At 43.9% G+C, this 25469-nt stretch carries 26 protein-coding genes; 12 read left to right on the top strand and 14 right to left on the bottom strand.

All coding sequences use genetic code 11. The annotated features are described in order from the left end of the window. Positions 1 to 31: 31 nt before the first annotated feature. The 3 genes from ACE1TF_RS09120 to ACE1TF_RS09110 are packed head-to-tail and all read left to right on the top strand — an operon-like array spanning position 32 to position 3255. Complete coding sequence (locus tag ACE1TF_RS09120; RefSeq protein WP_375016097.1) at positions 32 to 961, top strand: ABC transporter ATP-binding protein; 930 nt, start codon at positions 32 to 34, stop codon at positions 959 to 961. 12 nt (positions 962 to 973) lie between these two features. Further along, complete coding sequence (locus tag ACE1TF_RS09115; RefSeq protein WP_375016095.1) at positions 974 to 2185, top strand: ABC transporter permease; 1212 nt, start codon at positions 974 to 976, stop codon at positions 2183 to 2185. Next, on the top strand, positions 2185 to 3255 hold the full coding sequence (locus tag ACE1TF_RS09110) for an ABC transporter permease (protein ID WP_375016093.1): 1071 nt from the start codon (positions 2185 to 2187) through the stop codon (positions 3253 to 3255). Before ACE1TF_RS09115 ends, ACE1TF_RS09110 begins: the two co-directional genes overlap by 1 nt. 1125 nt (positions 3256 to 4380) lie before the next feature. On the opposite strand, the gene ACE1TF_RS09105 is transcribed toward ACE1TF_RS09110, so the two are convergent. Then, positions 4381 to 4641, bottom strand: a complete 261-nt coding sequence (locus tag ACE1TF_RS09105) for a hypothetical protein (RefSeq protein WP_042401269.1) — start codon at positions 4639 to 4641, stop codon at positions 4381 to 4383. Between the two features lie 106 nt (positions 4642 to 4747). Between ACE1TF_RS09105 and hepT the strand changes: the two genes are divergently transcribed. The 3 genes from hepT to ACE1TF_RS09090 are packed head-to-tail and all read left to right on the top strand — an operon-like array spanning position 4748 to position 6398. After that, the gene (gene hepT / locus ACE1TF_RS09100) at positions 4748 to 5203 is read left to right on the top strand and encodes a type VII toxin-antitoxin system HepT family RNase toxin (RefSeq protein WP_042401271.1); all 456 of its coding nucleotides are present in this window, start codon (positions 4748 to 4750) and stop codon (positions 5201 to 5203) included. Next, positions 5200 to 5976 carry a TIGR01457 family HAD-type hydrolase gene (locus ACE1TF_RS09095; RefSeq protein ID WP_375016090.1) on the top strand — a complete coding sequence of 259 codons (777 nt, stop codon included), beginning with the start codon at positions 5200 to 5202 and terminating at the stop codon, positions 5974 to 5976. Before hepT ends, ACE1TF_RS09095 begins: the two co-directional genes overlap by 4 nt. 14 nt (positions 5977 to 5990) lie before the next feature. Next, on the top strand, positions 5991 to 6398 hold the full coding sequence (locus ACE1TF_RS09090) for an NUDIX hydrolase (protein WP_375016302.1): 408 nt from the start codon (positions 5991 to 5993) through the stop codon (positions 6396 to 6398). Here ACE1TF_RS09090 and ACE1TF_RS09085 read toward each other — a convergent pair. The 8 genes from ACE1TF_RS09085 to ACE1TF_RS09050 form a co-directional block, all read right to left on the bottom strand. Then, positions 6352 to 7506, bottom strand: a complete 1155-nt coding sequence (locus ACE1TF_RS09085) for a GerAB/ArcD/ProY family transporter (RefSeq protein WP_375016088.1) — start codon at positions 7504 to 7506, stop codon at positions 6352 to 6354. The genes ACE1TF_RS09090 and ACE1TF_RS09085 overlap by 47 nt on opposite strands. 14 nt (positions 7507 to 7520) lie before the next feature. Further along, complete coding sequence (locus ACE1TF_RS09080; RefSeq protein ID WP_375016086.1) at positions 7521 to 7730, bottom strand: hypothetical protein; 210 nt, start codon at positions 7728 to 7730, stop codon at positions 7521 to 7523. Further along, positions 7720 to 8928, bottom strand: coding sequence for a Ger(x)C family spore germination protein (locus tag ACE1TF_RS09075; RefSeq protein ID WP_375016084.1), 1209 nt, complete (start codon positions 8926 to 8928; stop codon positions 7720 to 7722). Before ACE1TF_RS09075 ends, ACE1TF_RS09080 begins: the two co-directional genes overlap by 11 nt. A gap of 12 nt (positions 8929 to 8940) precedes the next feature. Continuing rightward, entirely contained in the window at positions 8941 to 10467 is a 1527-nt protein-coding gene (locus ACE1TF_RS09070) for a spore germination protein (protein ID WP_375016082.1), read from the bottom strand. A 155-nt stretch (positions 10468 to 10622) separates the two neighbouring features. After that, positions 10623 to 11309 (bottom strand): hypothetical protein, encoded by a 687-nt coding sequence (locus tag ACE1TF_RS09065; RefSeq protein ID WP_375016080.1) that lies wholly within the window; start codon positions 11307 to 11309, stop codon positions 10623 to 10625. Next, positions 11306 to 12178 carry an ATP-binding cassette domain-containing protein gene (locus ACE1TF_RS09060; RefSeq protein WP_375016079.1) on the bottom strand — a complete coding sequence of 291 codons (873 nt, stop codon included), beginning with the start codon at positions 12176 to 12178 and terminating at the stop codon, positions 11306 to 11308. The genes ACE1TF_RS09065 and ACE1TF_RS09060 overlap by 4 nt, the downstream gene beginning before the upstream one ends. Next, complete coding sequence (locus ACE1TF_RS09055; protein WP_375016078.1) at positions 12171 to 12539, bottom strand: GntR family transcriptional regulator; 369 nt, start codon at positions 12537 to 12539, stop codon at positions 12171 to 12173. Before ACE1TF_RS09055 ends, ACE1TF_RS09060 begins: the two co-directional genes overlap by 8 nt. Before the next feature lie 159 nt (positions 12540 to 12698). Continuing rightward, positions 12699 to 13763, bottom strand: coding sequence for a citrate/2-methylcitrate synthase (locus tag ACE1TF_RS09050; protein ID WP_375016077.1), 1065 nt, complete (start codon positions 13761 to 13763; stop codon positions 12699 to 12701). Positions 13764 to 13875: 112 nt separating this feature from the next. Here ACE1TF_RS09050 and ACE1TF_RS09045 point away from each other — a divergent pair, with 112 nt between their 5' ends. Further along, entirely contained in the window at positions 13876 to 14751 is an 876-nt protein-coding gene (locus tag ACE1TF_RS09045; RefSeq protein WP_375016075.1) for a LysR family transcriptional regulator, read from the top strand. 27 nt (positions 14752 to 14778) lie between these two features. On the opposite strand, the gene ACE1TF_RS09040 is transcribed toward ACE1TF_RS09045, so the two are convergent. Together ACE1TF_RS09040 and ACE1TF_RS09035 are read right to left on the bottom strand one after the other, a co-directional pair. After that, a complete protein-coding gene (locus ACE1TF_RS09040; RefSeq protein ID WP_042401305.1) occupies positions 14779 to 15543 on the bottom strand; it encodes an SDR family NAD(P)-dependent oxidoreductase in 765 nt (254 codons plus the stop codon). 1340 nt (positions 15544 to 16883) lie between these two features. Continuing rightward, entirely contained in the window at positions 16884 to 17378 is a 495-nt protein-coding gene (locus ACE1TF_RS09035; protein ID WP_042403093.1) for a phosphatidylglycerophosphatase A family protein, read from the bottom strand. 124 nt (positions 17379 to 17502) lie between these two features. Between ACE1TF_RS09035 and yutH the strand changes: the two genes are divergently transcribed. From yutH to ACE1TF_RS09015, 4 genes are all read left to right on the top strand, one after another. Further along, entirely contained in the window at positions 17503 to 18519 is a 1017-nt protein-coding gene (gene yutH, locus ACE1TF_RS09030) for a spore coat putative kinase YutH (protein WP_375016072.1), read from the top strand. A 124-nt stretch (positions 18520 to 18643) separates the two neighbouring features. Next, positions 18644 to 19984 (top strand): homoserine dehydrogenase, encoded by a 1341-nt coding sequence (locus ACE1TF_RS09025; RefSeq protein ID WP_375016070.1) that lies wholly within the window; start codon positions 18644 to 18646, stop codon positions 19982 to 19984. Beyond that, positions 19950 to 20906 (top strand): homoserine kinase, encoded by a 957-nt coding sequence (gene thrB / locus ACE1TF_RS09020; protein WP_375016068.1) that lies wholly within the window; start codon positions 19950 to 19952, stop codon positions 20904 to 20906. The genes ACE1TF_RS09025 and thrB overlap by 35 nt, the downstream gene beginning before the upstream one ends. A gap of 483 nt (positions 20907 to 21389) precedes the next feature. Next, positions 21390 to 21749 (top strand): YuzC family spore coat inner layer protein, encoded by a 360-nt coding sequence (locus ACE1TF_RS09015; RefSeq protein WP_375016066.1) that lies wholly within the window; start codon positions 21390 to 21392, stop codon positions 21747 to 21749. A gap of 563 nt (positions 21750 to 22312) precedes the next feature. Here the strand turns inward: ACE1TF_RS09015 and ACE1TF_RS09010 are convergent. Further along, positions 22313 to 22717: a hypothetical protein gene (locus tag ACE1TF_RS09010; protein WP_375016064.1), complete on the bottom strand. Its 405-nt coding sequence runs from the start codon at positions 22715 to 22717 to the stop codon at positions 22313 to 22315. Between the two features lie 862 nt (positions 22718 to 23579). Continuing rightward, entirely contained in the window at positions 23580 to 23822 is a 243-nt protein-coding gene (locus ACE1TF_RS09005) for a NifU family protein (protein ID WP_238554380.1), read from the bottom strand. Between the two features lie 119 nt (positions 23823 to 23941). Between ACE1TF_RS09005 and ACE1TF_RS09000 the strand changes: the two genes are divergently transcribed. Then, positions 23942 to 24256: a YuzD family protein gene (locus ACE1TF_RS09000; protein ID WP_042403104.1), complete on the top strand. Its 315-nt coding sequence runs from the start codon at positions 23942 to 23944 to the stop codon at positions 24254 to 24256. 36 nt (positions 24257 to 24292) lie between these two features. On the opposite strand, the gene ACE1TF_RS08995 is transcribed toward ACE1TF_RS09000, so the two are convergent. Then, on the bottom strand, positions 24293 to 25372 hold the full coding sequence (locus ACE1TF_RS08995; RefSeq protein ID WP_375016061.1) for an NAD(P)/FAD-dependent oxidoreductase: 1080 nt from the start codon (positions 25370 to 25372) through the stop codon (positions 24293 to 24295). Positions 25373 to 25469 lie beyond the last annotated feature (97 nt).

Raw genomic sequence — 25469 nt, 5'->3', positions numbered from 1 at the left:
TCGTGTATTGTACGTGATAGAGGTGATGAGCATGATTGAAATGATTGAAGCTACGAAGAGCTACAAGCAGACGAAAGCGGTCAAAGGGTTGAACTTTCATATAGAAGAAGGTGAAGCCGTTGGACTTTTAGGACCGAATGGTGCAGGGAAAACAACGGCAATTTCTATGCTCGCTTCGCTCATTCAAACAACGACAGGGCAAGTGTGTATCAATGGGGCGGATGTGAGGAAAAATCTGAAAAAATATCGCGCACGAATTGGTGTCGTTCCTCAAGATATCGCGCTGTTTCCCGAATTGACTGCTGAAGAAAATCTGAATTTTTTTGCAAAAATACATAAGGTGTCCAAACAAGAAAGTAAAGAAACAATCGCTCGGCTTATTCAAGATGTTGGACTGGAAGAAAAGAAAAAGGAAAAAGTGGAGACATTTTCAGGGGGAATGAAGCGCCGTTTAAACCTTGCGTGTGCACTCGTCCATCGGCCAGAATATTTATTCCTTGATGAGCCAACGGTCGGTGTAGACCCTCAATCAAGACGACATTTGCTGGATTTAATGAAAACGTTGCAACAAGAGCAAGGGATGGCGATATTGTATACGAGTCATTATATGGAAGAAGTGGAGTTTATTTGTGATCGTTTGTATGTGATGGACCGAGGGGAAGTGATTGCTTCTGGAAATTTAGAAGAAATAAAGCAGATTCTTGGAAGTGGCAGTACGTATGAAGTTCATGTGCAAGAAGGTAAAGAAAAGTTGTACGAATTGCTCCAGCAAGAAAAGCAGATCAAAGATCTTGTCAAAACAGACGAGGGAATCATTGTGACAAGCAATCGGGACCCTTTGTTTCAGGATTTGATGCGTGTAATTACTGAGAATCAAATACGTGTGCATGGAGTGCTCGCAAAAGAATCCACATTGGAAGATGTGTTTTTGCATCTGACCGGGCGCAAGCTCAGGGATTAGGAGGGTACGATCATGTGGGCACTAGTACAAAAAGAATTCCTTTCCTTCAAAGCAACGAGAAGCATCTGGGTCCTGTTACTTCTCGTTCCGCTCATCGTCATCATCGTTATTAACATGATTGGTAGCAATGAGGACGGCTGGCAACTTCAATCGATGAACGTTGCTGTTGTAGATGAACGTCAGTTAGATGATGCACTCGAATCGTTTGCTGAACGCCATCCAGAGGTGGACCAAGCGATACTTACTTCCGCGAACTCCCTTTCTCTTCCAGACAGTTTGGTGGATGGTTTTTTTCAAACAGATGAACTTGCTGAAATGATCCATGTTCAAACGTACACCCGCCTAAATGAGGTCGATGTTTCTAATTATGCACTCATTATTTCTTTTCCACAAGATTATCGTGAAATGGTGTGGGAGCGGGTTTTCTTTGATGAAACAACCGATGCTCGTCAACCAGAGATTATGGTCAATGTAGAAGTGAACGAAGGGGCAACAGAGGTTGCGGAGTGGGTCGAACAGTTTATTTTCTATTTTCAATTTCATGTGGCAATTGGTGAAGACGGTGCAGTAGAGGACTATATGCCAGCTGGAGAAACCTCCGAATTGGAATACGAAAGCATATCGATGTTTGAGTATTCTGTCGTATCGTTCACCGTGTTTTTTAGTCTCTATGTAGCATCAACGATGGCAAACTTTGCGATTCGAGATAAGCAGAATCTGACATTGGATCGAATGGTCGTATCTAACATGACACTCGTGTCATTTATTGGGAGCCGTGTATTGACTGGAGCAATGCTAACATTTGGACAATTGACCGTCATTTTTACGATTGCCGGTTTGTTTTTTGAATTTAAAGTAGCATCCCTTCCGGTTTTTATATTTGCGTTGAGTGTGTTTAGTTTAGCCATTGGCGGATTAAGTGCACTGATTGTAGCCCTTTCCCTAGCATACGGAACAGAGCAGTCGATCTCTGTAATTAGTTCATTTGTTTTTGTAGCAATGGGGCTTCTAGGCGGGAACTTTTTTGATACAGCTATGATTGCTCCAATCTTCGCCCAAATCGGCCAGTTCATGCCTAATGGAAGCGGCTTGACCGTTCTCCTACAAGCAAAACAAGGCTTTGCAATTCAGACGATGGTTGCTTCCTTCGTATATTTATTGCTCTTTGGAATCGTGTGTACGCTAATTGCGTCAGCCTTGATGCGAAGAAAGGAGCAGAGGTGATGAGAGGGATCTTGTGGCAGTTAACACTGTTAACGGTTCGAAACCCGTGGACGCTACTCGCAATGTTATTTGTGACCGTACTGTTTGCAACGGTTACAGGTCTAGAAGAAACAGAACGTACTTCTGCATTTGTGTACAATGAGTCGATGGAAGAAGAGCTTTTCCAGGCGAAAGTCGAGCGATTGCAATCGTTTACTGATGAGGTAAGTTTTGAAATCTTGTCCCAAGAAGAACGAGAGCTTATTCGAACGAGGCAGACAGTGGATGCGATCTTTGGGTTGTATGAAGATGATTATATTGTGGAGCCGTTCACGACACCTTCCATGACAGAAATGAGCGTAGTGCCAGTATTGGATCAGTTTTATATAATGACTAGCCTGACAGGTGAGACGGCTGAAAAGATGGAAGCGCTGGATTCCGTGTTTGAAGTGGAAACGTCTTATATTGGAATAGACAATAGCGAGCCATTTAATAATACGGTGAAAAATATGTTTGGTTGGGCATTATTTTTTGTCATTTACACGATCGCGTTTTCAGTTAGTGACATATTACAATTGAGAAGTCGTCGCATTTGGGACCGCATTATCTTATCACCGAGCTCGAAGTGGGGCATCTACAGTTCTTATTTGCTCGTTGTCTTTCTTATTGGCTACGTTCAAGTGATGACCGCCTTAACGATCTTTTATTACCTATTCGATTTCCCATTTTACGGTGGGTATTGGTTAACGTATATTGCTGTGATACCCTATCTGTTTGCCGTGATGGCGGTCGGGATCTTTCTGAGTAGCTTAATTAATAATCTTACACAACTAAGCGGGTTAGTGATGCTTTTTGCGATGGGAAGTGGGATGCTTGGAGGGGCGTTTTGGCCTTTGCATGTGACCGGGGACTTTATGTATGCACTGTCGTATCTTTCACCCGTTCGCTATGGAATGGAACTATTGTATGGCGTGACACTTTATGATTGGAGCTTTGATGAGTTTCTCTTGCCCATCTCCATTCTCGTGTTTATCGGTTGCACATTTACTGCACTTGGAATTCATTTTATGGAACGCCGAGGCGAGACGTAGGCAGCGAAAACGATCGAAATAAGTTGAACTGTCCCTAAGGTTGTAACAGCATCAACTTTCCTCTGCATTCGTTTGCTGTAAGAAATTCCACCGCTCTGTTCTGTTACAAAGGTCAACACGAGCCGTACCGAAGACTGTTCGGGTTGCCATCGGCACCTCTGGTGCCGATGATGGTTGCTAGCTCGTGAGGTCTTTACATGAATAAACAGAGCTCACGTTCGATATAGAAATGAACGTTCATAGATCTTACATTAAGAGGTCTGCGGTGGTGTTCAAAAGTGATCTAGATCATCAAACTCCTAAAAATTCCCAAAAGTGAGTAGGCACGTCATTCGCCGGTGCAGAAAATCGTGAAAAGCGATCTATAAAAGTTGAACGATAGAAATTCATTGAATAGGGTGACCGAGTTGGGCCTTTGCGGGTGAGTGCTTGCATATTGTCTGTTGACATTCATCTCGTTGCACTTCGACAACTTCGCTGCCGATCGTTGTTCGTCACTGCAAGGGTTGCGGGCAACATGAGAAAAGTTTGACGAAGGGTAAAAAGTCGTGACCGAGGCTCACCACCTGGCACAAGCATGTAATGGTCGGTCACGTATGTGACAATCCAGCCTTCAAACCGGGCACTTTCGGCACGCAACTGTCACAAATCGCACGATTTGTGACAGTTGACACCGTTTATGTGCGCATTCAGGTTTAAAATCATGATTTTTCTTTCTCAAGTGTCACAAATATGAATATATGGGGCATTTGGACTTCTTTCCACACACCGTGGCCAGGAGGCAGAAACGTGAACCGATGTTGTCCTTGTAGTCTGGACTGTATAGAAAACACGGTGGCAGATGTTTCGCCACCGAAGTTGCCCTTGTGCTCTGGAGCACAGCCATCCGCCTGCAGTAGAAAGCAACAACAAACTGCGCACAAAATGGGGCCTACCACTGCGCTACCCCTTCAATCACGTAGGGAGCAGCTCCAACCCCAAACTTCTTCGTATACTTGGATGACGTGTGTTGCCGATAGCATGGTCTGGTCAGGTTACTCCGTGAAAATTAAAAGTTTAACTTATCTCACCCTCTCAAAACAGCCACTGTGCGGCGAAATTATTGAATACGACAAAAGACGAAGCCTAATCGGCTTCGTCTCCTCTTTTTTCTGAATGGGGATCATGGGCATTCGGGTCTTTCCGCTCCCTACCGGCATGCAGTTCGCGGTTTTCATACGTGAAGGCGCTCTTTGCATGCTGACCTGGCTCCCACGGCTCGGTCTTTCCGAGTGGCTTATCAACAGGTGCCCCGTAAGGTCCTTCTGGTAAGTCTTCTGGAATGATATCGTGATCAATGGATTCAACACTTTCAAAGTCTTCATACTTTCGCTCTTTATCATCCACAATTGACCATCTCCTTCGTGTTAGCATGGTCACGTTTGTCTCGATTTATTCAGCTTTCTTCTCGGAAACGGCTGTTTTATAATAGGGGTGAACAGGAGGCAAAAAAATGTATTTTGTAGACAGAAAACTTATTTACAGAAGACTTCGCTATATGGACCGACTTATGGAAACGTTTCGTAGCCAACCATCGTGGACAGAGGCAGTGGATGAGCTTGCTCTTGAACGAATCACGCAAGGATATATTGAAGCGATGCTAGATGTTGGCAATCAGATGATCGATGGATTTATTATGCGTGACCCGGGAAGTTATAGCGACATACTCGATATATTGGAAGATGAACGTGTAATTTCTAGTGAAGAGGCAGCTTCTTTGCAAAAAGTTTTGGTGTTTCGAAAAGTGCTAGTCGAAGACTATCTTAATATTGATCACAGCAAATTGCATACCGTTATTCAAAGTGAGCAGCAAGCGTTAAAAGAGTACTCTTCAAGAGTGACGGAGTACCTTGATCGTGAACTAGGGCCTGTTAGCGCCTTCTTGCCAGACAATGAGGGAAGCGAATGATTTGTAAATACAGAGGGTATCTTCTCGATCTTGATGGCACGATCTACCGTGGCAACACGGTTATTCCAGAAGCCCGTGCTTTTGTCCAAGAGTTAGAAGAGGCCGGTAAGCCGTACATGTTTCTCACGAATAATTCATCAAAAACCACCGATGAAGTTGTCGCGAAATTAAGGACTATGGGGGTGCCGGCCCAACCCGAAACGGTATATACGAGTGCGATGGCGATGGCAGACTATGTAGTTGCTAAACAAATTAAACGCGCGTTTGTCATTGGCGAGAACGGTCTGAAGACAGCGATTCATCAGGCTGGTGTAGAAGAAAGCGACACGGATGTGGAAGCGGTGATTGTCGGAATTGACCGGACGTTTACTTTCGAGAAGCTTGAAACGGCGTCATTTGCTATTCAAAAAGGAGCAATGCTTCTGGCTACAAATGGTGATCGGGTCATCCCTACTGAACGAGGAATGAGTCCTGGAAATGGATCGATTCTCGCGGCCATTGAAGCGGCAGGCGGAAAACGAGCCACCGTTGTTGGAAAGCCTGAGGCATGGATTGTTGCTCAGGCGATTCAACGGCTCGGGACGACGTATAATGATACGTTGCTCGTCGGGGACAACTATGACACCGATATTCTCGCAGGTATTCGAGCGAAGATTGACACCCTTCACGTGGATACGGGGGTGACCCTGCAGACAGATGCAATGAACAAAAACGACCCGCCAACATTTGCTGTACCTAGTTTGGCTGCTTGCACGATCTCGACAAATCCGTAGAGGGGGCGTTATAGATCCCAAAAGTATATGCTTACGTAACAAAAGGCCAGCATTTACTCGTGTTCACCCAGAATTCTCTTCAAGCGGGTATACAAGTTCCAAAAGGAACTGTCGAGTCCGGTGAAGAGGTCCTAGATGCCGCAGTGAGGGAATGTATTGAAGAGACAGGTATTCAATCGTTACCGCCCCCGGTGTTCCTCGCTCGGGATGAGTGGCAACGACCTTATGGATGGGTTGAGCAACGGTTTTTCTATCATTTTTCTTACTCGAATTTGCCAGAATACTGGACACACTCTCCAAGCCGGGGTGGGGCAGAAACGGGGCTTGTATTTCGTTTTCAATGGGTTGCTTATGATCACGCGCCACACGTACTCATCACAGGTCATGATGATTACGTGTGGTTGCTCCAGACGGGTGTTTAGGAACAATCGGCTGATGAGCACGCGCACGCTTAATGATGCCCGTGATAAGCATGAGCGCCGGGATTACGTAAACAATCGGTACGATCAAGTATAACGAACCTAAGAAGTAAAAGTCGCTATCATCGATCATACTTTTAAACTCGGTCATGGATAGAACTGTAATTAGAATTCCAAATGGAATGGCTAAAGGTTCATGGTTGCGTATACCGATGATATTGGCAAAGCTAAACGACGTTGCATATAAATAGATGGCTAGTTTAAAGAAGAGCGTAATGAAAAAGATGACATACAGAAACGATTCCAAACGTTCAATTATTCCTGCGATTTCTACACGTTGACCGAGCTTGAAACCGGTGTACAGTTGGATTTTAGTTAGCTCAGGTCCCAATATCGTAATCGACAAAAATACAGTCATAAACAAAAGCAGACAAGCGATAATATATCCGCTAATAAGAGCATGTTCAGCTTTTCGTTTATCTTGAATATTTCGTGGAAACAAAACGAGTAGAATGATCATATGTACAGCGACAATTCTTGAATTCATAAATAAAATTGTTTCTACATATGTTCGTGGTTCGTTCTGAAACATCGGTTTTAAGTACGAAGTATCCACGTCTTGAATAACAAACACCGAAAACAATAGCACAGAAAAAATAAAGATAAACATCGTGAGCTCACTTGCGCGTCCGATAACTTCAATGTCACGGTACACAGCGACGGTGACAACCGCCATGAAAGAGGCTGTAAGAATAATTGATGGGGTGTCACGAAAAAAGTGAGTCATAATGAATTGAGTGAAAAAATGGAGGTGGTGAGGTGCAGAGAGAAATGGTAGAAGTAGAAAAAGCACACCTGCAATTTTACCGAACCACGTTCCGAACAACCTCGTGAGCATTATGACAAATGTATCATTTGGGAACCAACGTCCAAATAAAATGATGAGCAAAACATAGGGAAACCCTAATAGTAGTGAGACGAGGGGAATCCACCATGCATCTTGAGAAACGATGTTGGCAAGTGTGGTCGGTAAGCTCAACAAAGCCGTGCCACACGTCGTATAAATGACAATGGAGCGGAATTGATTCGAACTAATCGTTGGTGTCGTCATCTTCAACATCCTTTCTACCAAGTAATCGCCAAGTTGCTCAGTAAACGTGTAAAGCTCGGGATATTCACGTCAGCAACATAGAGCAAAACGAAAACAGTTGTTACACTAAGCATCACAATAAAAGTAGGATGCAGTCGAGGGTCCTCTTTATTCACAAGCTGTTGTCTTTGTGCCAAGTACAGTATGATTGCCCCTATGATCACGCCAATTATTTTAATCGCCATCGATATAATCCCGAACATTAAACGTATTATTCACATCCCCTGACCCTACAACCTCTGTATTCACGTTCACATGGACAGGAATTTCAGCTAAATGTGTGTACCACTCGCTCTTTAATTCTTCCCATAGACGAGGTTTTTGGCGATAGACTTCTCGGCCTAACCCAAAAATATCTACACGTTCTTCTTTTGATTTTTGGATAGCTATATTGACGAGCGCCTCGACTTCGTCGTTCATAATGCCCTCCATCAGTTGTTTTGACTCCTTCTTCTCAACATCAATTCCTTCACAATTCATCTCTGAAAGTGTACTATGAATTTTGATATCAATGTTAATTTTCGGGGAATTACCTGAGTGGACAATAATATTGGGTTCAATGCTTTGCGTCTCCAGGACAAAGGTGCCATCATCTGGGCAGGAGAGGGTCTCCGGTGTATCTTGATTTTCACTCATCACATAGTTGTATCCTTTCACTTCATCTTCATCTAGCCAACCTACGAATCGATCGGCCTTGAAAAAACCAGAGTGACCTACATACAAATAAGCACTCGGTTTCACTGACTCACGATTTTCGATTGATTTTCCCGTGGCGACATCCCCGCTCGTTGACACCCCTTCCATAACAGGATCAATGCCTCTTGCTGCAAGGTCTTCAAAAAGATCATCCAGCGTAACCCCTTTTACGGCGGTATAACTGTTTTCACTATATAAAAGAGAATGCTTCAAGTTTACGGACGTAAGTTCTTCAATGGGAGGTAACAAGCTAAGAATATCGGATGCTGACTCTCCTCGAGCAATGAGAAGAAAGAAGTCTGAGCGAATTTCATGATCACGGTAGAAGTGATCAAGGAAATTACTTAAACCTTCGCTTGCGACCTCCTCACTAATGATCAGTGCCGCAATATGTGAAAAATACCCACGGCGAGGGGCTTGTTGGGTCAGCTTTCGAAATCCTTCTTGAATAGACGATGCTCGCGTTTCGTAATTTTGAGCTGCCGTAAATCCACTGCCTTCTTCTTGAGCGGCGATCTCGCTTGGATTAATGACTTGCATCGTCAGTATGAATTCATCATTTTCTCCTTTGTCAATCGCAAGTCCGGTAACGACAGATAAATCGCGAAGTTCCCACTGATCCCAGCATCCTGTGAGCAAAACACTAGCTAGCAGAAGCAAAACAATGAATGTGTTTTTAGTGAGCATCGTTTTTCCTCCTTAGCTGTTCTTTTCCGGTTTGGGCGCGGGTGTTTGCTGACGGGTACGGTTGTTTTTAGCAACGATTCTAGGCCGGGTATTTAACATCCATTTTGGCATTCTAATAATTGTATCCCGCTGATCACGTCTCACAAACGGCGTTAAGCCCTCGAGGTACGGAAGACCGTAAGATTTCAGACCGCTCAGATGAATGAGAAGGAGCATGGAAAATAAGAAAATCCCATACAGGCCAAAAAGCGAAGCGAACACTAATACGATAAAGCGGTTAATGCGAAAAGGGACGCTAATGTTGTAGATTGGAAAGACAAAACTAGCAATAGCAGTCACAGCGACAACGATGACGACCGAAGAAGAAATTATTCCTGCTTCCACGACCGCTTGACCGACAACGAGTGCACCAACGATGGACAAGGCTGTACCAATTTGTACAGGCATGCGAATGCTTGCTTCGCGAATAATTTCAAATAGCACTTCGAGAATGAGTACTTCCAATACAGTAGGAAACGGTGTGCCTTCATTTTGAGCAGCTAAACTGACCATCAAATTAAAGGGGATCAATTCTTGATGATACGTCGTGATCGCCACGTAAAGCGCTGGAACGTATAAAGAAATGAAGACACAAACGAGCCGAAGAATTCGAAGAAGAGAACCGACATCCGCCCGTTGTGTGTAGTCTTCAACACTATGTATAAAATCAATGAATGTCGCTGGTACAGCAAGGACGAAAGGGTTTCCATCTACAATAATGGCGATTTTTCCTTCCAGGACGTGAGAGGAAATCGTATCTGGTCGTTCCGAAGAGAATACGTTCGGAAAAGGGGTTTTGGCATTATCTTGAATCAACTCTTCAAGCTCACCACTCGTTTGAATACTATCTGTATGGATTTGATCAATGCGCTCGTGTAATTCCTTTAATATTTTTGGATTCACAATATCGGCAATGTAGGTCACGACAACAGTCGTTTCTGAACGAGTGCCAATTAAATAAGTCTCAAAACGTAAGTTCGGGTCTTTGATTCTTCGACGAATGAGTGTTGTATTAACCCGAAATGCTTCCACAAACGCTTCTTTAGGCCCGCGGATGACATTTTCACTAGAAGGGGCATCCACTTGACGGGTTTGCCAGAAAATCATGTCAATACTGTACGCAAGAACATGGCCATTCACAAAACTGATCACGTGACCACTTAGTAAGGAAGTAAGTAATGCGTCACGATCATAAAGAACTTTCGTATCACCAAATGAATCAAAATATAGATGTAATGCTTCTTGCAAATTGGAGAAATCTTCGTCAAACAATATCGACTCACTGAGCAAGTGTTCAACGGTAGACTGATCAACCATTCCGTCAATATAAACAACGGCAGCAGGCATTTTCGTCGTTTTTCCTAAACGAAAACGGCGGATGACAAGGTCATCACTTTGCCCAACAGATTGTTTAATCTCGTCAAGATTTGCTTCAAGACTTGGTGAAAAGTTGGCTTGATTACCGTCTCCTTTATATTTTTTCTTCAGAAAAAGTGTCATATCACGTTCCGCCTGTTCTTTCTAAGGTTGGATTATTATGGTGGCAGAAACGTATGAAATCTATGCATAAACCTTTATGAAACAAAAAAACCTGACCAAACAAAGTTTTACCTCTGTTTGGTCAGGGGGGTTCACGAGTGGATGTGATACCTCGTTTACGATGAACGCCAAGCGATTCTTCCTCCATTTTCTAACGGCCCGTTTCTCATTAATAAATATGTCACCAATGATAGAAGAAGCGAGATGCCGAGCATAATATGAAGAAATGCTAGGTGGTTCGTTAAAATGAACTCAAAGACGGCACTCATATCCCCTAAAAAGAACCAAGAAGTGAATAAGATGAGCAGCACTGCACCGAGACTGAGCGTCATGATTGACCCAAAATTAAACAAAAAGCTGCGAATAAAAAGGCTAATCGAGAATAGAGCAAACAACCAAATAAAATCTGCCCAAATATATAGAAGTGGGTGAGAAGAACCGAGCAGTTCTCCTGTTTGAGTAAACGTCGTCCATTGTAGAAGTTGATCATTTATGAGATACAGACCGTGTAGTATCGCGACGCTTAAAATCATAAAAACAATCGCTATGAGATAAAAGGAAATCACAAATTGTCGCCGAGTGCCTCCGAGAGACAAAATGAGGGAGTACCCTTTAAAATTCACCCAAGGATACAATAGAAAAACCGCATAAATGGGTCCGAATAAAACGAAGCTCGCATCAGCCTCTATGCTGCCAATCCACGCAAAACTAAAGAACAATACAACGGTGATTATCATATTGATGACAAACGTAAAGTTCATTTCTTTTCTCATGAGTAAGAGCGGTCCAGTCATTGGCTTCATACTTTTGTCACCCCTTTAGTTGTGAGGTTCACGAGGTAATCTTGAAGGGCGGCCTTCTCTACCCGTAGACCGGCTTTTTTCGCCTCTTGTTGCAGTTGTTCGCTCCAAAGTGCGTCCAACATCACTTGTTGTTGTTTACCTAACGATTTTCTCTCTAAAACGGTAGACCCTGAAGAGAACGATTCAATGTCATTCGCATTACCGGTGACGTATACGCCTTTTTGATCAAGATCTTCTACCGGCTCGTTACGAATGATCGTTCGATCGTGTAGCACAACTATTTTTTCACAAAGAGGTAAGATTTCATCAATATGGTGTGTGGATAACATGATTTGACGTGGATGCTCAGTATGAGTCTCAATGAGCATATCAAAAAATACTTTCCTCATGTGGGCATCCAGGCCATTTGTCGGTTCGTCCATAATTGTCACCGGAGATTTACTCGAAAGCCCAATGACAATTGTGAGCATTGATTTCATTCCTGTGGAAAATGAACGTACCTTTTTCCTTCGTGGCAACTCAAATCGCTCAAGCAGTTGGTCGGCAAGTTGTTGGTCCCAGTTGTCATTAAACAAAGAGGCGAAGTGCATCGCATCATTCACCGTCCATATATCCGAATACGGGTGGCTTTCTTGCAAAAAGGCGACATCGTTCATCGCTTTATTGTTGTTATACGGAATCTGTTTGTTCACATGTAAAGAACCCGAATGTGGTTGCAAAAGCCCAGCAAGAAGTTTCATCAGTGTTGTTTTTCCTGAGCCGTTCCGCCCCCAAAGTCCAACAATGGCTGGTTCAGTTTCTACGTAGTGAACGTTATTTAGAATCGTTTCTTTTCCATAAGAGAAAGAAACATCATGAACGTTAATCATCATATCCCTCCATAATCAATTTCCAAATCTCATCTTTTTTCAATTCAAGCCGTCTAGCTTCCTCGATCATTGGTTTGATAAACATCTTGTCAAATTCTGTTTTTCGTTGTTCTTGCAGTTTTTCATTTGCACCAGTGGCTACAAACATACCGACGCCTCGTTGCTTGTAAACGTATCCGGCTTCCACTAGAATGGCGAGCCCTTTTTGAATGGTCGCACGGTTTACTTGATAAAATGAGGATATTTCTGTTGTGGACGGAATTTGTTCTTCTTCTTGTAACGTCCCATCCAAAATATCTTCTAGAATCATATCAGCAATCTGCAAAAAAATTGGCTTGGAATCATCAAAAACCGCCTTCACAGCATGCTCCCTTTCTTATTGGATGTATAGTTGATTAGTTGTGTAATCAACTATACACTGAGCTTCGGATTATGTCCAATGTTAAGTTTTGTTAGCTAGAGTGATTTTTATGTAATCAAAAAAACTGCACAATTTGTGCAGTCCAGCTGGTTCTCTCGTTTAACCGATATATTTTTGGTCGGGGCGAAAGATCCGATTATTCTGCGATTGTTCTTGGACGTGGGCGCACCATCCAGTGATTCGACTCACGCAAAAAGTTGGGGTGAGGAGGTCATGGTCAATGGCGAGCGTATCCATGAGTGCTGCAGCATAAAACTCAACATTCACATGAAGGTCTCTTCCCGGCTTATAAGTGTGTAAAAGTTCGGTGGCCGTTTGCTCTATCTGCACAGCTTGCGCCAATGCATCATCATCGTCTTGTAGGCGCGCTAACAGGCGTTTTAGTGCTTCTGCTCTTGGATCTGATGTTTTGTAAACTCGGTGACCGAAGCCCATCAGCTTTTCACCATTTTCGAGCTTGTTTCGAAGCACTTCCTCGATGCTTTCACCGTTCTGAACGTCAGCAATCAGTTGCAATACTTCAGTTGGCGCTCCACCGTGCAATGGCCCGCTCATAGCACCAAGCGCACCGGTGATTGCAGACGTGAGTGTTGATTCGGTAGAAGCAACGACCCGAGCAGCAAACGTAGACGCATTCATGCCATGCTCCATCGTCAAAATCAGATAAGCGGTTAACGCATCCGCTTGTGTGGCGACCGGTCGTTCACCAGTAAGCATATACATGTAATTCTCTACATGATTTAAATGAGCGTTCGGTCGTATCCGCGGCAACTCCTGCTTATCGCGATGTGTGTAGGCAATAATCGTCGGGAAACATGCAGCGAACTTGATCTGGTCTTCTATTGTTGGTGGCCACGTTGAGGACATAGAGGAGACGACCGTTCGCAACACCTCCATTGTGGTAGAAACTTTCGGCATCTGTTCAATGATTGTGATTGCGTATTCGGGAATTTCTCGAGCTGCTTTTAGTTGTTCGGAAAATGCTGCGCTTTCTTGTTTCGAAGGAAGGTCTCCATTCCAAAGCAAATAGACAACGTCTTCAAAAGAACGTTCTGTTGCCAACTCGCCAACAGGTATTCCCCGGTACAACAACGTTCCTTGTTTACCATCCACATCACTAATCATCGTTTCCGCTACAACAATTCCTTCTAATCCTTTATTCATTTCTCATCCACTCCTTTCCCTTTCATCTTAAAAGAAGCAGTGTATAATAAAAATTAAATCATTTATTAAAAAACGATTAATATATTAAATCAATAAGCGAGGGGAGCTTATGATGAACATACAATGGATTGAAACGTTTGTAACAGCAGCACACCTTCAGAATTTTCACCAAACAGCGGAACGCCTCTATCGATCACAGCCTACGGTGACCGTACATATTCGGCAACTTGAAAATTTGTTAGGGGTTCCGTTGTTTCAGAAATCAGGGAGGGCGGTCACGCTCACCCCGTACGGGCGTAAATATGTAAAACACGCAGAACAAATACTCGCTTCTTTTGAAGAAGGTCTCGTTGACATGGAGCGTGAGCGACAAGGCTACTATCGTCAATTACGCATCGCAGTATCTCCGCAAATTGCTTCAAGTTATTTGCCATATTGGGTGAAGATGTATACAAGAGCCTACCCCGACACAGAAGTGATCGTAAGCGTTTATGAATCAGCCGACATCGGCGAAGCAGTGGAGAGTGGAAAAGTGGATCTTGGTTTGTCTCGTCAAGCGTATAGCTCTCTACATATTACAAGTGAGTCTGTACAAAAGGAACGGTTACGGTTTGTATTGCCTCACGACGGGGGAGATGAAGAGACAAGCCTTCCAGTGACAGTCGAGGAAGCGTTAGAAAGGCACGTGCTCATCACAGACAATCACCCTGGTTATTGGGACACCGTCATCTGGGCAATTAAACAACGGGTACCCGCGTTTCGTCAAATGCGTGTTTCTCAAGTTCATGTAACAAAGCGCTTTATTGAGGAAGGGTTAGGATGTTCTGTTCTGCCATTATCATCTGTAAGAAGAGAACTTGCGGAAGGAAGAATGATGGAAGCGGAATTGGGTGAACTGGAGTTGCCACTCGTGTGTACGTATATCGTGCACGGGCAGAAGACAGAAGAAGCGACTGAATTTTTAACGATTATGAAAGAAAGGACATAGAGCGAATGCTCAATGTCCTTTCAAAATTTAGTCTGCTTGCATACCGCCGTCCACATTATACATAGAACCGGTAACAAAAGAAGCGGCATCAGACGCTAGAAACCAAACCACTTCAGCAACTTCTTTCGGCGAGCCAAAGCGACCAAAAGGAATACCCGCTTTTAACGCTTCTGATGATTCTTCAGGTTTTCCAGGGTTAATGTTGTTTTGGATATCTTTAAGCATCTGTGTATCAATTGCAGCGGGAGCAACAGCATTCACACGAATACCGTGAGGGGCGGCTTCTAGTGCAGCCGTTTTTGTGAGGCCAGCAACAGCATGTTTAGATGCAATGTATCCTGCCATACCTGCTGAGCCAATATATGCAGCGTTAGAGGCCGTATTAATAATTGTACCGTGCCCTTGCTCAAACATGTGCGCCAACACGTGCTTTAGCCCTAAGAATACACCGCTCACATTAATATCCATAATCTGATTAAAGGTTTTCAGTTCGAGTTCAGTAATATTTTGAAAAGGTCCATTGATGCCTGCATTGTTAAAAAACACATCAATTTTTCCGAACGTTTCGACGGTTTGTTTGACATACTGCTTCACGTCTTCCTCGTTCGTCACATCGGCTTCAATCGTAAGAATTCGGTCTTTCGTATCGGAGAGCCCTTCTTCAACGCGTGCCAATGAATCCGCACTTACATCAACAAATACAACCTTTGCACCCTCGTCTAAGAAGCGGTGAGCGACAGCTTGTCCGATGCCACCCGCACCTCCGGTCATAAGTACTACTCGATCCTTCATTGATAACGCCTCCTTCGTATTTGGGTGATGCCCTTTTAGCATAACGATACCGCTTACATATTACGAATAATTTGCTCAAAACTTCATCTAATCAGAAACAATCACTTGCAGCAAGCAGCCGATGGGTGCTAGTGCTTCATGTTGACAATCGGTATAGAAGCGAACAGTCATAGAGTAGCTAGTAACAGGTAAGCTGGTGTTCTGCATCGGTCTATAACACCAATCACCTAGAAATCCCCAAAAATGAGAGAACGATATCGCCGTTGAAGCTAAAGATCGCGCAAAGCGATCTATATAGAATGAACGTAACCGTTTCTTAAGTGCACCGTTTGTTGGTGCCTTCAGCTGCTGGCAGATGGTTGTACTCCAGAGCACAAGTGCAACATCGGTGGTCAAAGTACGCCCCCCGTGTTTTCTATGCAGTCCAGACTACAAGTGCAACATCGGTGGTCAAAGTACGCCCCCCGTGTTTTCTATGTACTCCAGAGCACAAGAGAGACATCACCTCAACGCTTCGGTGTGAGGAAAGAAGTCCAAATGCCCCATATATGCATATATGTGACACTTGGGAAAGAAAAATCATCATTTTTAACGTGGATGCGCCCATAAACGGAGTCAACGGTCACAAATCGTGATATAAGTGACCGTTGAGGTCCGAAAGTGCCCGGTTTGGGATCTGGATTGTCACATAAGTAAGAGGTCATCACATGCTTGTGCCAGGTGGTGAACCTTAGTCATGACTTTTTACCATTCGGCAAACGTTTTTCGTGTTATCCGCAACCCTTGCAGTGATCACAACGATCGGTAACGACATTGTCGATGTGAGATGGGCTTCATCAGTTATTAGCTAGGCGTTTGCCCTTAAAGACTGATCTCGTTCACAGGGTTTAGTGCATTTCTTTCGTTCAACTGATCTATATAGAATGAACGTAAGATTTTCCAGATTTGCGCTGTTGTGTGGGAGGGTTAGACCAGTGCGGGGTGCCATCTTGCGAGCAGTCTGTTCCAGCTGGAGCGCAGATTTTAGCTGAAGTGCCAACGACACGCCTCGCGCCGATATCATGTGGATACTCCAGAGCGAGGATGTACATGTGAGCCGTTAATCTGTTACCGAGTTCACTCATTCATAGGCCGTTCTAGCGCAACAGTTCATTAATATCTATATGAATTGATTTCTCCACCCATTTAGAATATCTCATGAATAAAAGAAGCGGATATCCTCTAATGGGACGTCCGCTTCTTCTATGCCTTTACACAAAGTATGTTTCTTATATGTTGCAAGAATAACCTGTAGGTGCCAGCGAAAACGTCGAAGAAGTGATCATAGTGCCGAGGGAGAGTTAGTCCGGTACTTCAGCACCTTCTTCTGAGTGGGCAAGTCGACTGGACGCCGCGGCTGCGATCGCACCGACGATATCGTCCAAAAATGTATGGCACTTTCCATCAGCATGGTCATTCAGTTTTGCGATGATGCCAGGTTTAATTTTATCGACATAGCCGAAGTTTGTGAGTCCGATGGAACCGTACACATTAACGATGGCTAAAGCGATGATCTCATCAATGCCATATAACCCTTCATCGGACGCCACAATGTCTTGTAGCGGTTGTTGTAATTTGCCTTCTTCGGCGAGTTGGTCAAGCTCTATTCCTGTGAGCAGTGCATTTTGCACTTCCCGTTTGGACAATACGCGAACGACATTATATTTGCATGTCGCTTTCGTTAAATTCTCCACATAAGGGGTTTGTAAATCAAAGACGAGATCTGTGATATCGTCAACAGTTACCCCTCTAGACTCTAACCGCTCGATCGCTAATTCAATGGATAGTGTTTTCACGTGTAAAACGCCCCTTTAAACAATATGGTAATGTTTACCCTCATATGAGAAATACAAACGTGTGGGATCATCAATAACTTTGTGCACCTCATCATAGAATATAAGAATATGCGGAGGTGGTCAGATGTTTGAAAGAAATATATACGATCAGTACGGTTTTCATTGTGATGAGCGGTGGCAACTTGGGTCGTATGAAGGGTTTGATGCTGGTGGTCACTCTTATCTCGTCACACCCTATTCTCGACAAGAAGACAGCATGCTTATTCAATTTGAATGGGCAAAACAGTTGCACAATGCAGGGATTGCAGAAATTGCCCAGCCTGTAAATACAGTAGGTGGGGGAAGTGTGGCAAAGATTGATGGTGCGCAACAACTTGTGTTCATGCTGCCGCAATTTGATGAACGACGAGCTGGGGAACTACTCACAGAAGGAGGTCAACTCGCCCACATCCACGACGTCAGCCATGGTTGGGTACCAAATGTCCCTGACTTAAACTATTTAGGGCAGTGGTTAGACATTTGGGAGCGGAGGATGGGTCAGGTTGAAAGTTGGCATCAGCAAGTGGATGCACGGCGACAGAAAAATGATTTTGATCGGGAGTTTTTGTACACATTCCCATATTATTTAGGAAGAGCAGAGACGGCGATGCAGTGGCTCGTTGAAGAAGGAAGAGAGCCGTTGCTTCAATCATATGACGGCTCAATTAATCATACAAGGTTCTCCAATCAGTCTTGGTTTGCTACAAACGAACGGACGACTCAAGTGAAGCTGCCGTTAGAGTTTGTGTATGATCACCCAGCAAGAGATCTCGGTGAACGCTTACGGGCAGAATATCGAGAGGGGCGATTTGAAGATGGCTATTCTTTTATTTCTGAGTATCAAAATGGTCGAACGCTTTCTCAAGGAACGTGGTCACTCATCGGTGCGCGTCTTTTACTTCCACTTACGTATATCGAAACGATTGAAAATCATTACATGAATGAAGGCACGCATGCGGAGAACCGTTCAGCAGACATTACAAACTTTGAAAGGGAGCTTGCTCAAGAAGAACGGTATTTACGTTACACCGCACAATGTTTGATGGAACATTTACCCTCAACAACCGCGGGTTCGTGGTTTACTCGAAGAAATTTCGCATGAAAATGTAAGTTTACCCCTTGTAAAGTCTTCCTATTCGGTCTATAATGTCCATATTAAATAGACATTTGTTTTTCTCTAGTGAACAAGAGAGGTAGTCAAGTGATCGGAACAGGGGTGGACATTGATGAGTAGCAAACAAATTGTGGTTGGACTGCTAGGGTTAGGTACAGTAGGTAGTGGGATGATGCACATCCTCACTCACCACAAGGAGAAGTTGCAAACGAAAACCGGGGCAGAAGAGATCATTGTTCGCAAAGTCCTGGTTCGTGATCCGCATAAAGAAAGAGATCAACGCATTGCCATTGAGCAATTTACGACTGACGGCCAAGAGGTTGTCACTGACCCTGACATTGATATTATTATTGAAGTAATGGGTGGAATAGATGAAGCGAAACGCTTAATTGAGACGGCGCTTGATCAAGGGAAACATGTGGTGACGGCGAATAAAGATTTACTTGCCCTACACGGTGAAGAGTTGTTGAAGAAAGCACAAGAGAACAATTGCTTGCTCTTGTATGAAGCGAGTGTAGCAGGTGGCATCCCGATTTTGCGAACGTTAAACGAAGGGCTTGTCGCTGATCACATTACAAAAATGATCGGAATTGTAAATGGAACGACAAACTATATGCTTACGAAAATGTCAAAAGAGGATTTAACGTATGACGAGGCGTTGAAAGAAGCACAGGAAAAGGGATTTGCAGAAAGTGACCCGACCGCAGACGTCGGCGGCCTTGATGCTGCACGTAAAATGGTTATTTTATCTCGCCTTGGTTTTTCTGAATCCATTGATTTGGACCGTGTGTATGTGAGGGGCATGACTGGTGTTGCACCTGAGGATATTGATTACGGCAAACAGCTAGGGTTTACGATGAAGCTGATCGGTCTAGCAAGTCGTAGCGAAGGTGAACTGGAAGTGTCTGTCGAGCCGGTGTTTGTTCCCAATGACCATCCACTTGCTTCGGTAAACGATGAATATAACGCGGTTTATGTTTATGGGGAAGCTGTTGGGGAGACAATGTTCTACGGACCTGGTGCGGGCTCGTTGCCGACTGCATCTGCTGTTGCCTCCGATTTTGTTAACGTTGCCCGGCATGTCATTTCCCGTGATTCATCACGAATTGATACGAATGTTGTGAAACAAGCGACTGTCAAGGAAGTTGACGATGTGGAGGCAAAGTTTTACGTTCGGCTGTACGCACAAGATGTCCGTGGTGCGTTCAAGACGATTACTTCACAGTTTACAGCACATGGAGTTAGCTTTGAAAAGCTAATGCAAAGCCCACTGGATGCGGAAGAAAAGATAGCCGAAGTCGTCATTGTTACGCACGAGACGACACGCGGGGTATTTGACCAGTTGATCGAGGAATTGAATGAGCTCGACGTTGTTGAAAAGGTGATGAATCATTATCGTGTGGAAGGAGGGGTTCTAAATGTCTTGGAAGAACAAGACCTTGCCATCGTCTGAAGCCAAACCATTGATGACAATTTCAGTACCAGCAAGTTCTGCGAATCTCGGTCCAGGGTTTGATTCGATTGGGTTGGCGGTAAATCGGTTTTTGCATTTGGAAGTGTACGCGGCAGAGGAATGGCAATTTACATCCTCATCGATCCACTTGGCGGATATTCCTAAAGGCAAGAAGAACATGGTGTACAAAGTGGCGCGAGCACTTGCTGCTACGAAAGGCAAAGAATTGCCAGCTTGTCACGTGCATATGCACTCAGATATTCCATTAGCCCGGGGATTGGGAAGTTCAGCAGCAGCAATTATTGCTGCAATTGAACTGGCCAACCAGTTGGCAGATTTGCAGCTGACGAGTGAAGAGAAGCTCCGGTTTGCTAGTGTTCTTGAAGGTCATCCCGATAACGTTGGTGCATGTTTGTACGGGGGATTGACTGTCGGCATGCACACTGAACAATTTACTCGAGTCGTACTGCAGCAAATTCCAAGTTTAGACCTTGTGCTTATGGTTCCTTCTGAAGAATTACTAACGTCAGAATCGCGGCAAGTGTTGCCAGACCAGCTTGATTACAAGGAAGCTATTCGGGGCAGTGCATGTGCCAATGTGCTCGTCGCCGCTCTTCTTGCTGAAGATTACGAACTGGCGGGGACGATGATGAATCAAGACCGTTACCATCATCCGTATAGAACTGGCCTCGTTCCTGGGCTAGGAGAAGCGCTTGAAGACGTCAAGTCATACGGTGTCTACGGTGCGGCATTGAGCGGTGCAGGGCCGACAATTCTAGGTCTAGCGCCTTTTGGAAAAGGTGTGGAAATCGCTGAACAAATCGCAATGGATTATCCGCAGTATGAAGTGACGGCGGCAAAGCCGTGTGCCCAAGGTGCGGTAGTTGAACTGAATTCTTTAAGCATCGCTCTTTCATCATGAGGGAAGCTCGAGGAGCATAAGAACGAGTCACATCGTTCTTGTGCTTTTTAGCGTGTGCCCAGCATGTGTGTGGATGCTACGGGTAAAGTATCGACCGGTGAATGTGGTCAAAAGCGTGCGACGTCCATGACTCATCAATGAGACGTATACGAGTAAAGGGTGCCAAATGGACGATCGATGAGCGGGTTTCCTATTACATGAGCTCGTATTTAGCAGGAATCTTACCTAGCTTTATCTATGGTAAGATTTTTAGTTTTTATAGTGCGATTTTCAGTAGTAGACGTTACATAACATTGAAAATCGTACTTTAAAGGGTTACTCTCATGGCCGCCGCCCACCCCAACTCACTAGGCGTTTATAGAGGGGCTCCAAATTATCAAGAATGTGAACGGAGTTGTGCGGTTCGCCACTTTCTGCTCAAATTCGATCTTTAGCACATCATCATTGGAATGCACATACGATGGAAAAAAAGGGGGAAAATGGATGCAGAGATGGTATCGTCCGTACCATTTTTATCAGCACAATCCTGCTTATCGAAATTACCCGCCTGCAGACCCAACGATGTTGACGGAGTCCGTCCAGGAAATTCAACTGTTACTCCAACAAAGTCAAACGTTACTTCACGCTTTTGAAAATCAAGAGTTTTCATATCAAGTCATTAACGCTGCCCAACAAGGGCAAGATGAACATGTGGACCACCTGATCCACACGATACACGGGTTTACGGCTCGAACAAACGTGAGTTATACACCAACGGGAATTGCTGTACAGCTATTCTTACCTGCTCAAAACCCACAATCAGATTGCTGTACATTATCGATGGAGTTAAAGTGGGGGAACTAAATAAATGCAAGTGGCATTTCGTGGGTAAGTGCTCACTGAAAAAGGGAATTTGAAAACGTATAACAATGTTTCGATTGTTATAAGTAGAAAATCTCACATAGATGATGTCTATGATGGGATTTTTTTAAATGAGGAGCCATTTTTTGCAGGGATCCCACGCAAACATGAAAAATCCTTTCATGTTTGCATAACAAAAAAGCGTCACAAGGAACTTTATCGTTGTGACGCTTTTAATTCTTTCATTGGATTTCATTCTTTATGTTTTTTTATGCTTATTGCACGTTATATTTGTCAATTCGGATTTTTTGTTTTTCTTATAACGATCGCGACATCAACGCTACCAAAAACATCTTCCAAGAAAAACTAAGAACCGCAGGAACTGCGGGGATTACCTAGCCATGAACGAAGCCCGCTGTTCAACACCAATCATGATCGGGCTAGATGTGCTTCTAGAAAATTCGGTACTTGAGTGCCGAGTCGTTCAATGAATATTTAAACTATTATAAAGTGCTGGCATAAATACCTTTACTTTTTTGGATTTAGGAGGGGATATATTTATCAATTTAGTTTTCATTTAGCTCAATGACCCAGGTATCCTCATCAACCTCTGGGTCAAAAGTATCCTCAGCAAGAATCTCTCCTACCGATGAATCTTGTTCCTCATCATAAAGTTCGTCGCTTTCATTTGATCTTGATGTTTTTGAAACAAATGCCGTATACGTCTTGTTAGTATCCGCCCTAAAACTCACCTGCTTATCTCTAGTTCTTAAAAACCTTAAATGCCCGCCGATTTCAGAATCGTTTTTAAATCCACTTGCTAATCGCACTAAATATTCTTCAGTTGGATGATTGTCTTCTATTTGTATATTCACAAGAATACTGTCTGGTTGATCATTAACAGGGTCGCTCTGAAAAAAGCAACCACTCAAAATTATCATCGATGAAATTAAAAGACTTTTTTTTATCATATCTACACATCCCATTCTAATTGAGGAGTTTTACCATTGTTTGTAGCAGTTTTAATCTCTCGAGCAATGGTAAGCATGGTGAAGTGGAAACTGTGCTCGAGTTGCGATCGATCTGTTCTCAAGTTGAGGAAAAGCGGTACATGCGCATAAACTAAGGAACAGATTGAGCAAACTCGGTAACAGATTACCGGATCACGTGTACAATGCCAGCCGTGGCAGACGTTTCGTAGGCACTTGAGCCTGGAAACGGTGCAGGAGTTTAGCGGAATGAGCACCAACATCGTTAATTTAGACAAACTAGCACGCACAATGGCACCTAGCACCGCGCTACCCCTCAAATTCAACACCCTACAGCAAAAAAGGGAGAATTTTACGTTTATTCTATATAGTTTTTTGATTTGATATGAATAGAGTTAACCGTCCTCATTTAGCCTCCAACTCTTAACGAGCTCTTCTATGTCATCGCCTTCATCAAATACTGCAAAGGCTACACATTTCCTACGATCCAGTTCTCACCACTAGAAATGATGATCTAATCATTGGAGGAAACTCGTCCAAAATATCCGTCACAAAAGCCATATCGTAGACAGGTTACCTCCCCACGTAGACGGTCCCGTTCACGAGTAATGTAGAGAGTGAGTCGTTTTTTCAGCGCCCTCCTTTTCACAAATGAAGGTTTATAAGCTTATACAGTCATAGCTAGGCTAGGGGGAATACACATTGCTAGGCCCACGGTTGCTGTAGACGGAGCAAGGCCGCCTATGTTTCTGTTTGAAGAAAGTTTCGTAAGTGATGTACCCATCAATCAAAAAAACCACGATTCTCATCGTGGTTTTTTGTATGAAATCCTGTAAACAGGCATTTAGAATACTTGTTCAATCTCCACTACACCTGGGACTTCTTCAACGAGCGCACGCTCAATGCCTGCTTTTAGCGTAATTGTCGATGAAGGGCAAGTACCGCAAGCGCCCATGAGACGAACTTTCACAATCCCATCCTCAATATCGACGAGCTCAACGTCGCCACCATCGCGAAGAAGGAACGGGCGGAGTTTCTCAAGCACTTCTTGTACTTGACCTGTGATATCTACTGTTTCTGTCATCATAAACACTCCTTTCTTTACCACCTATTATAATACCCAAAGGTGTAAAAATCCATGTTTAGGGTTATTTTTTCTCTAATTCGTTGTAAAATGGAATCACAACTGGAAAGGGGACGGTCTTTGTGGGAATTGAGGTTGCGGTTTACGGCGCCGAAAAAAAATGCGCAAGTTGTGTGAACTTGCCTTCATCCAAAGAGACGATGGAGTGGCTCCAAGCCTTGTTACATCGGAAGTATCCTGAACAACTGTTTCAGTTTGAGTACATTGATATTGGGCAACCGAAACAAGGCTATGAACAAATGGCTGAAGAAATTATTGAAGAGGATCGGTTTTATCCGCTTGTGACGATTAATGGAGAAATTGTTGCTGAAGGAGATCCAAAGCTAAAAGTTATTTATCGTACAGTTGACGACATTATTAACCGAGAAGCAGTATAGAAAAAGGAGACGGGCAACGCTGCCCCGTCTCCTTTTTTACACGCCGCTATGGTATTTATACATCCAGAGGACGCCACTTTTTAATATCCGCGCGACACGTCCTTTTACAGAAGCTTTGTCGCCCATCACACCGAAGCCTTTTTTCTTTCCTAAAGAACCGAGGGTTCCCTTGAGTTTCATTTCAGGCATTGTGTCAGGTAATGGCTCTCCCGCCCATTGCTTTTTAAGGATCATCACAATTTGCTCCCCTTGTTTTTCAGCAAGTTGTCCACTAGGTGCATACGGAAGACTTGCACAGTCTCCAACGACGAATACATCGGGGTGATTTGGAATGTGATGATGCTTTGTCAAAATGATATGTCCTTTACGGTCTTGTTCAACTTCCATATTCCGAACGACTTCAACAGGCTGCACGCCCGCAGTCCAAATGACGGCATCCGACGCGACACGTTCATCGTGATTGTAGAGCGCACCGTCACTTACTTTCGTAATATTGGAGTTGCTAACGATATCGACATCATGTTTTTCAAACCATGAAGTAACATAGGTACTTAACCGTAATGGGAACATCGGGAGAATCGTTTCTCCTCGATCAAACAAATGAATTGTCAAATCGTGGCGACTCTCACGCAATTCAGCTGCCAATTCTACGCCAGAAAGCCCGGCTCCGACAACCGAAACGGTAGCGCGAGGTGGTAAATTACTAATGGCCTCGTAAGTTTTCCTTGTGCTTTCCATGCTTTGAATGCTATGTGTATGTTCGCTAGCCCCTGGAACACCGTGGTATTTGTCTTCAGCACCGAGACCGATGACGAGCTTGTCATAGCTTAAAGTCTCTGGGTCGTGCTGATCACCAGAAAGCGTTATCGTTCTTGATTCAACATCAATGTGTTGAACGTGTCCAAAGTGTCTGCGCACATGTTTTGGGAAAGGAACACGAATATCGTGATCTGATTCTGTTCCTGCTGCTAGCGCATAATACTCCGTTTTTATACAATGGTAAGGAAGTTTGTCAACGAGAACAATCTCGTAGTCTTCAGGCAAGTCTTTTGCGCTTAACTGTTGCATAATCTTCATGCCACCGTAACCGCCGCCCAATATGACAAGTTTTTTCATAGTGAAGGACCCCTTTTGTTGAAAAATGACACTGGTTGAGCGATTCGCGTGATCGGCTCTCGTTAAATCGCTCGCTGAAAACAGAATCTATGTAAAA

The organism is Geomicrobium sp. JSM 1781026 (assembly GCF_041949955.1).
Classification (GTDB): Bacteria; Bacillota; Bacilli; order Bacillales; family Marinococcaceae; genus Geomicrobium_A.
The sequence above is the reverse complement of the archived record's forward strand: the minus strand, read 5'-3'. Positions and strand labels throughout refer to the sequence as shown.

Bases quoted from the DNA above. Each gene is read 5' to 3' on its own strand.
- ACE1TF_RS09010 (WP_375016064.1), bottom strand. From the start codon at position 22,717: ATGATAAAAAAAAGTCTTTTAATTTCATCGATGATAATTTTGAGTGGT.
- ACE1TF_RS09110 (WP_375016093.1), top strand. From the start codon at position 2,185: ATGAGAGGGATCTTGTGGCAGTTAACACTGTTAACGGTTCGAAACCCG.
- ACE1TF_RS09045 (WP_375016075.1), top strand. From the start codon at position 13,876: ATGAACATACAATGGATTGAAACGTTTGTAACAGCAGCACACCTTCAG.
- hepT (WP_042401271.1), top strand. From the start codon at position 4,748: ATGTATTTTGTAGACAGAAAACTTATTTACAGAAGACTTCGCTATATG.
- ACE1TF_RS09065 (WP_375016080.1), bottom strand. From the start codon at position 11,309: ATGAAGCCAATGACTGGACCGCTCTTACTCATGAGAAAAGAAATGAAC.
- yutH (WP_375016072.1), top strand. From the start codon at position 17,503: ATGTTTGAAAGAAATATATACGATCAGTACGGTTTTCATTGTGATGAG.
- ACE1TF_RS09115 (WP_375016095.1), top strand. From the start codon at position 974: ATGTGGGCACTAGTACAAAAAGAATTCCTTTCCTTCAAAGCAACGAGA.
- ACE1TF_RS09015 (WP_375016066.1), top strand. From the start codon at position 21,390: ATGCAGAGATGGTATCGTCCGTACCATTTTTATCAGCACAATCCTGCT.
- ACE1TF_RS09005 (WP_238554380.1), bottom strand. From the start codon at position 23,822: ATGATGACAGAAACAGTAGATATCACAGGTCAAGTACAAGAAGTGCTT.
- ACE1TF_RS09075 (WP_375016084.1), bottom strand. From the start codon at position 8,928: ATGCTCACTAAAAACACATTCATTGTTTTGCTTCTGCTAGCTAGTGTT.
- ACE1TF_RS08995 (WP_375016061.1), bottom strand. From the start codon at position 25,372: ATGAAAAAACTTGTCATATTGGGCGGCGGTTACGGTGGCATGAAGATT.
- thrB (WP_375016068.1), top strand. From the start codon at position 19,950: ATGTCTTGGAAGAACAAGACCTTGCCATCGTCTGAAGCCAAACCATTG.
- ACE1TF_RS09080 (WP_375016086.1), bottom strand. From the start codon at position 7,730: ATGGCGATTAAAATAATTGGCGTGATCATAGGGGCAATCATACTGTAC.
- ACE1TF_RS09025 (WP_375016070.1), top strand. From the start codon at position 18,644: ATGAGTAGCAAACAAATTGTGGTTGGACTGCTAGGGTTAGGTACAGTA.
- ACE1TF_RS09050 (WP_375016077.1), bottom strand. From the start codon at position 13,763: ATGAATAAAGGATTAGAAGGAATTGTTGTAGCGGAAACGATGATTAGT.
- ACE1TF_RS09095 (WP_375016090.1), top strand. From the start codon at position 5,200: ATGATTTGTAAATACAGAGGGTATCTTCTCGATCTTGATGGCACGATC.
- ACE1TF_RS09120 (WP_375016097.1), top strand. From the start codon at position 32: ATGATTGAAATGATTGAAGCTACGAAGAGCTACAAGCAGACGAAAGCG.
- ACE1TF_RS09060 (WP_375016079.1), bottom strand. From the start codon at position 12,178: ATGATTAACGTTCATGATGTTTCTTTCTCTTATGGAAAAGAAACGATT.
- ACE1TF_RS09085 (WP_375016088.1), bottom strand. From the start codon at position 7,506: ATGACGACACCAACGATTAGTTCGAATCAATTCCGCTCCATTGTCATT.
- ACE1TF_RS09070 (WP_375016082.1), bottom strand. From the start codon at position 10,467: ATGACACTTTTTCTGAAGAAAAAATATAAAGGAGACGGTAATCAAGCC.
- ACE1TF_RS09040 (WP_042401305.1), bottom strand. From the start codon at position 15,543: ATGAAGGATCGAGTAGTACTTATGACCGGAGGTGCGGGTGGCATCGGA.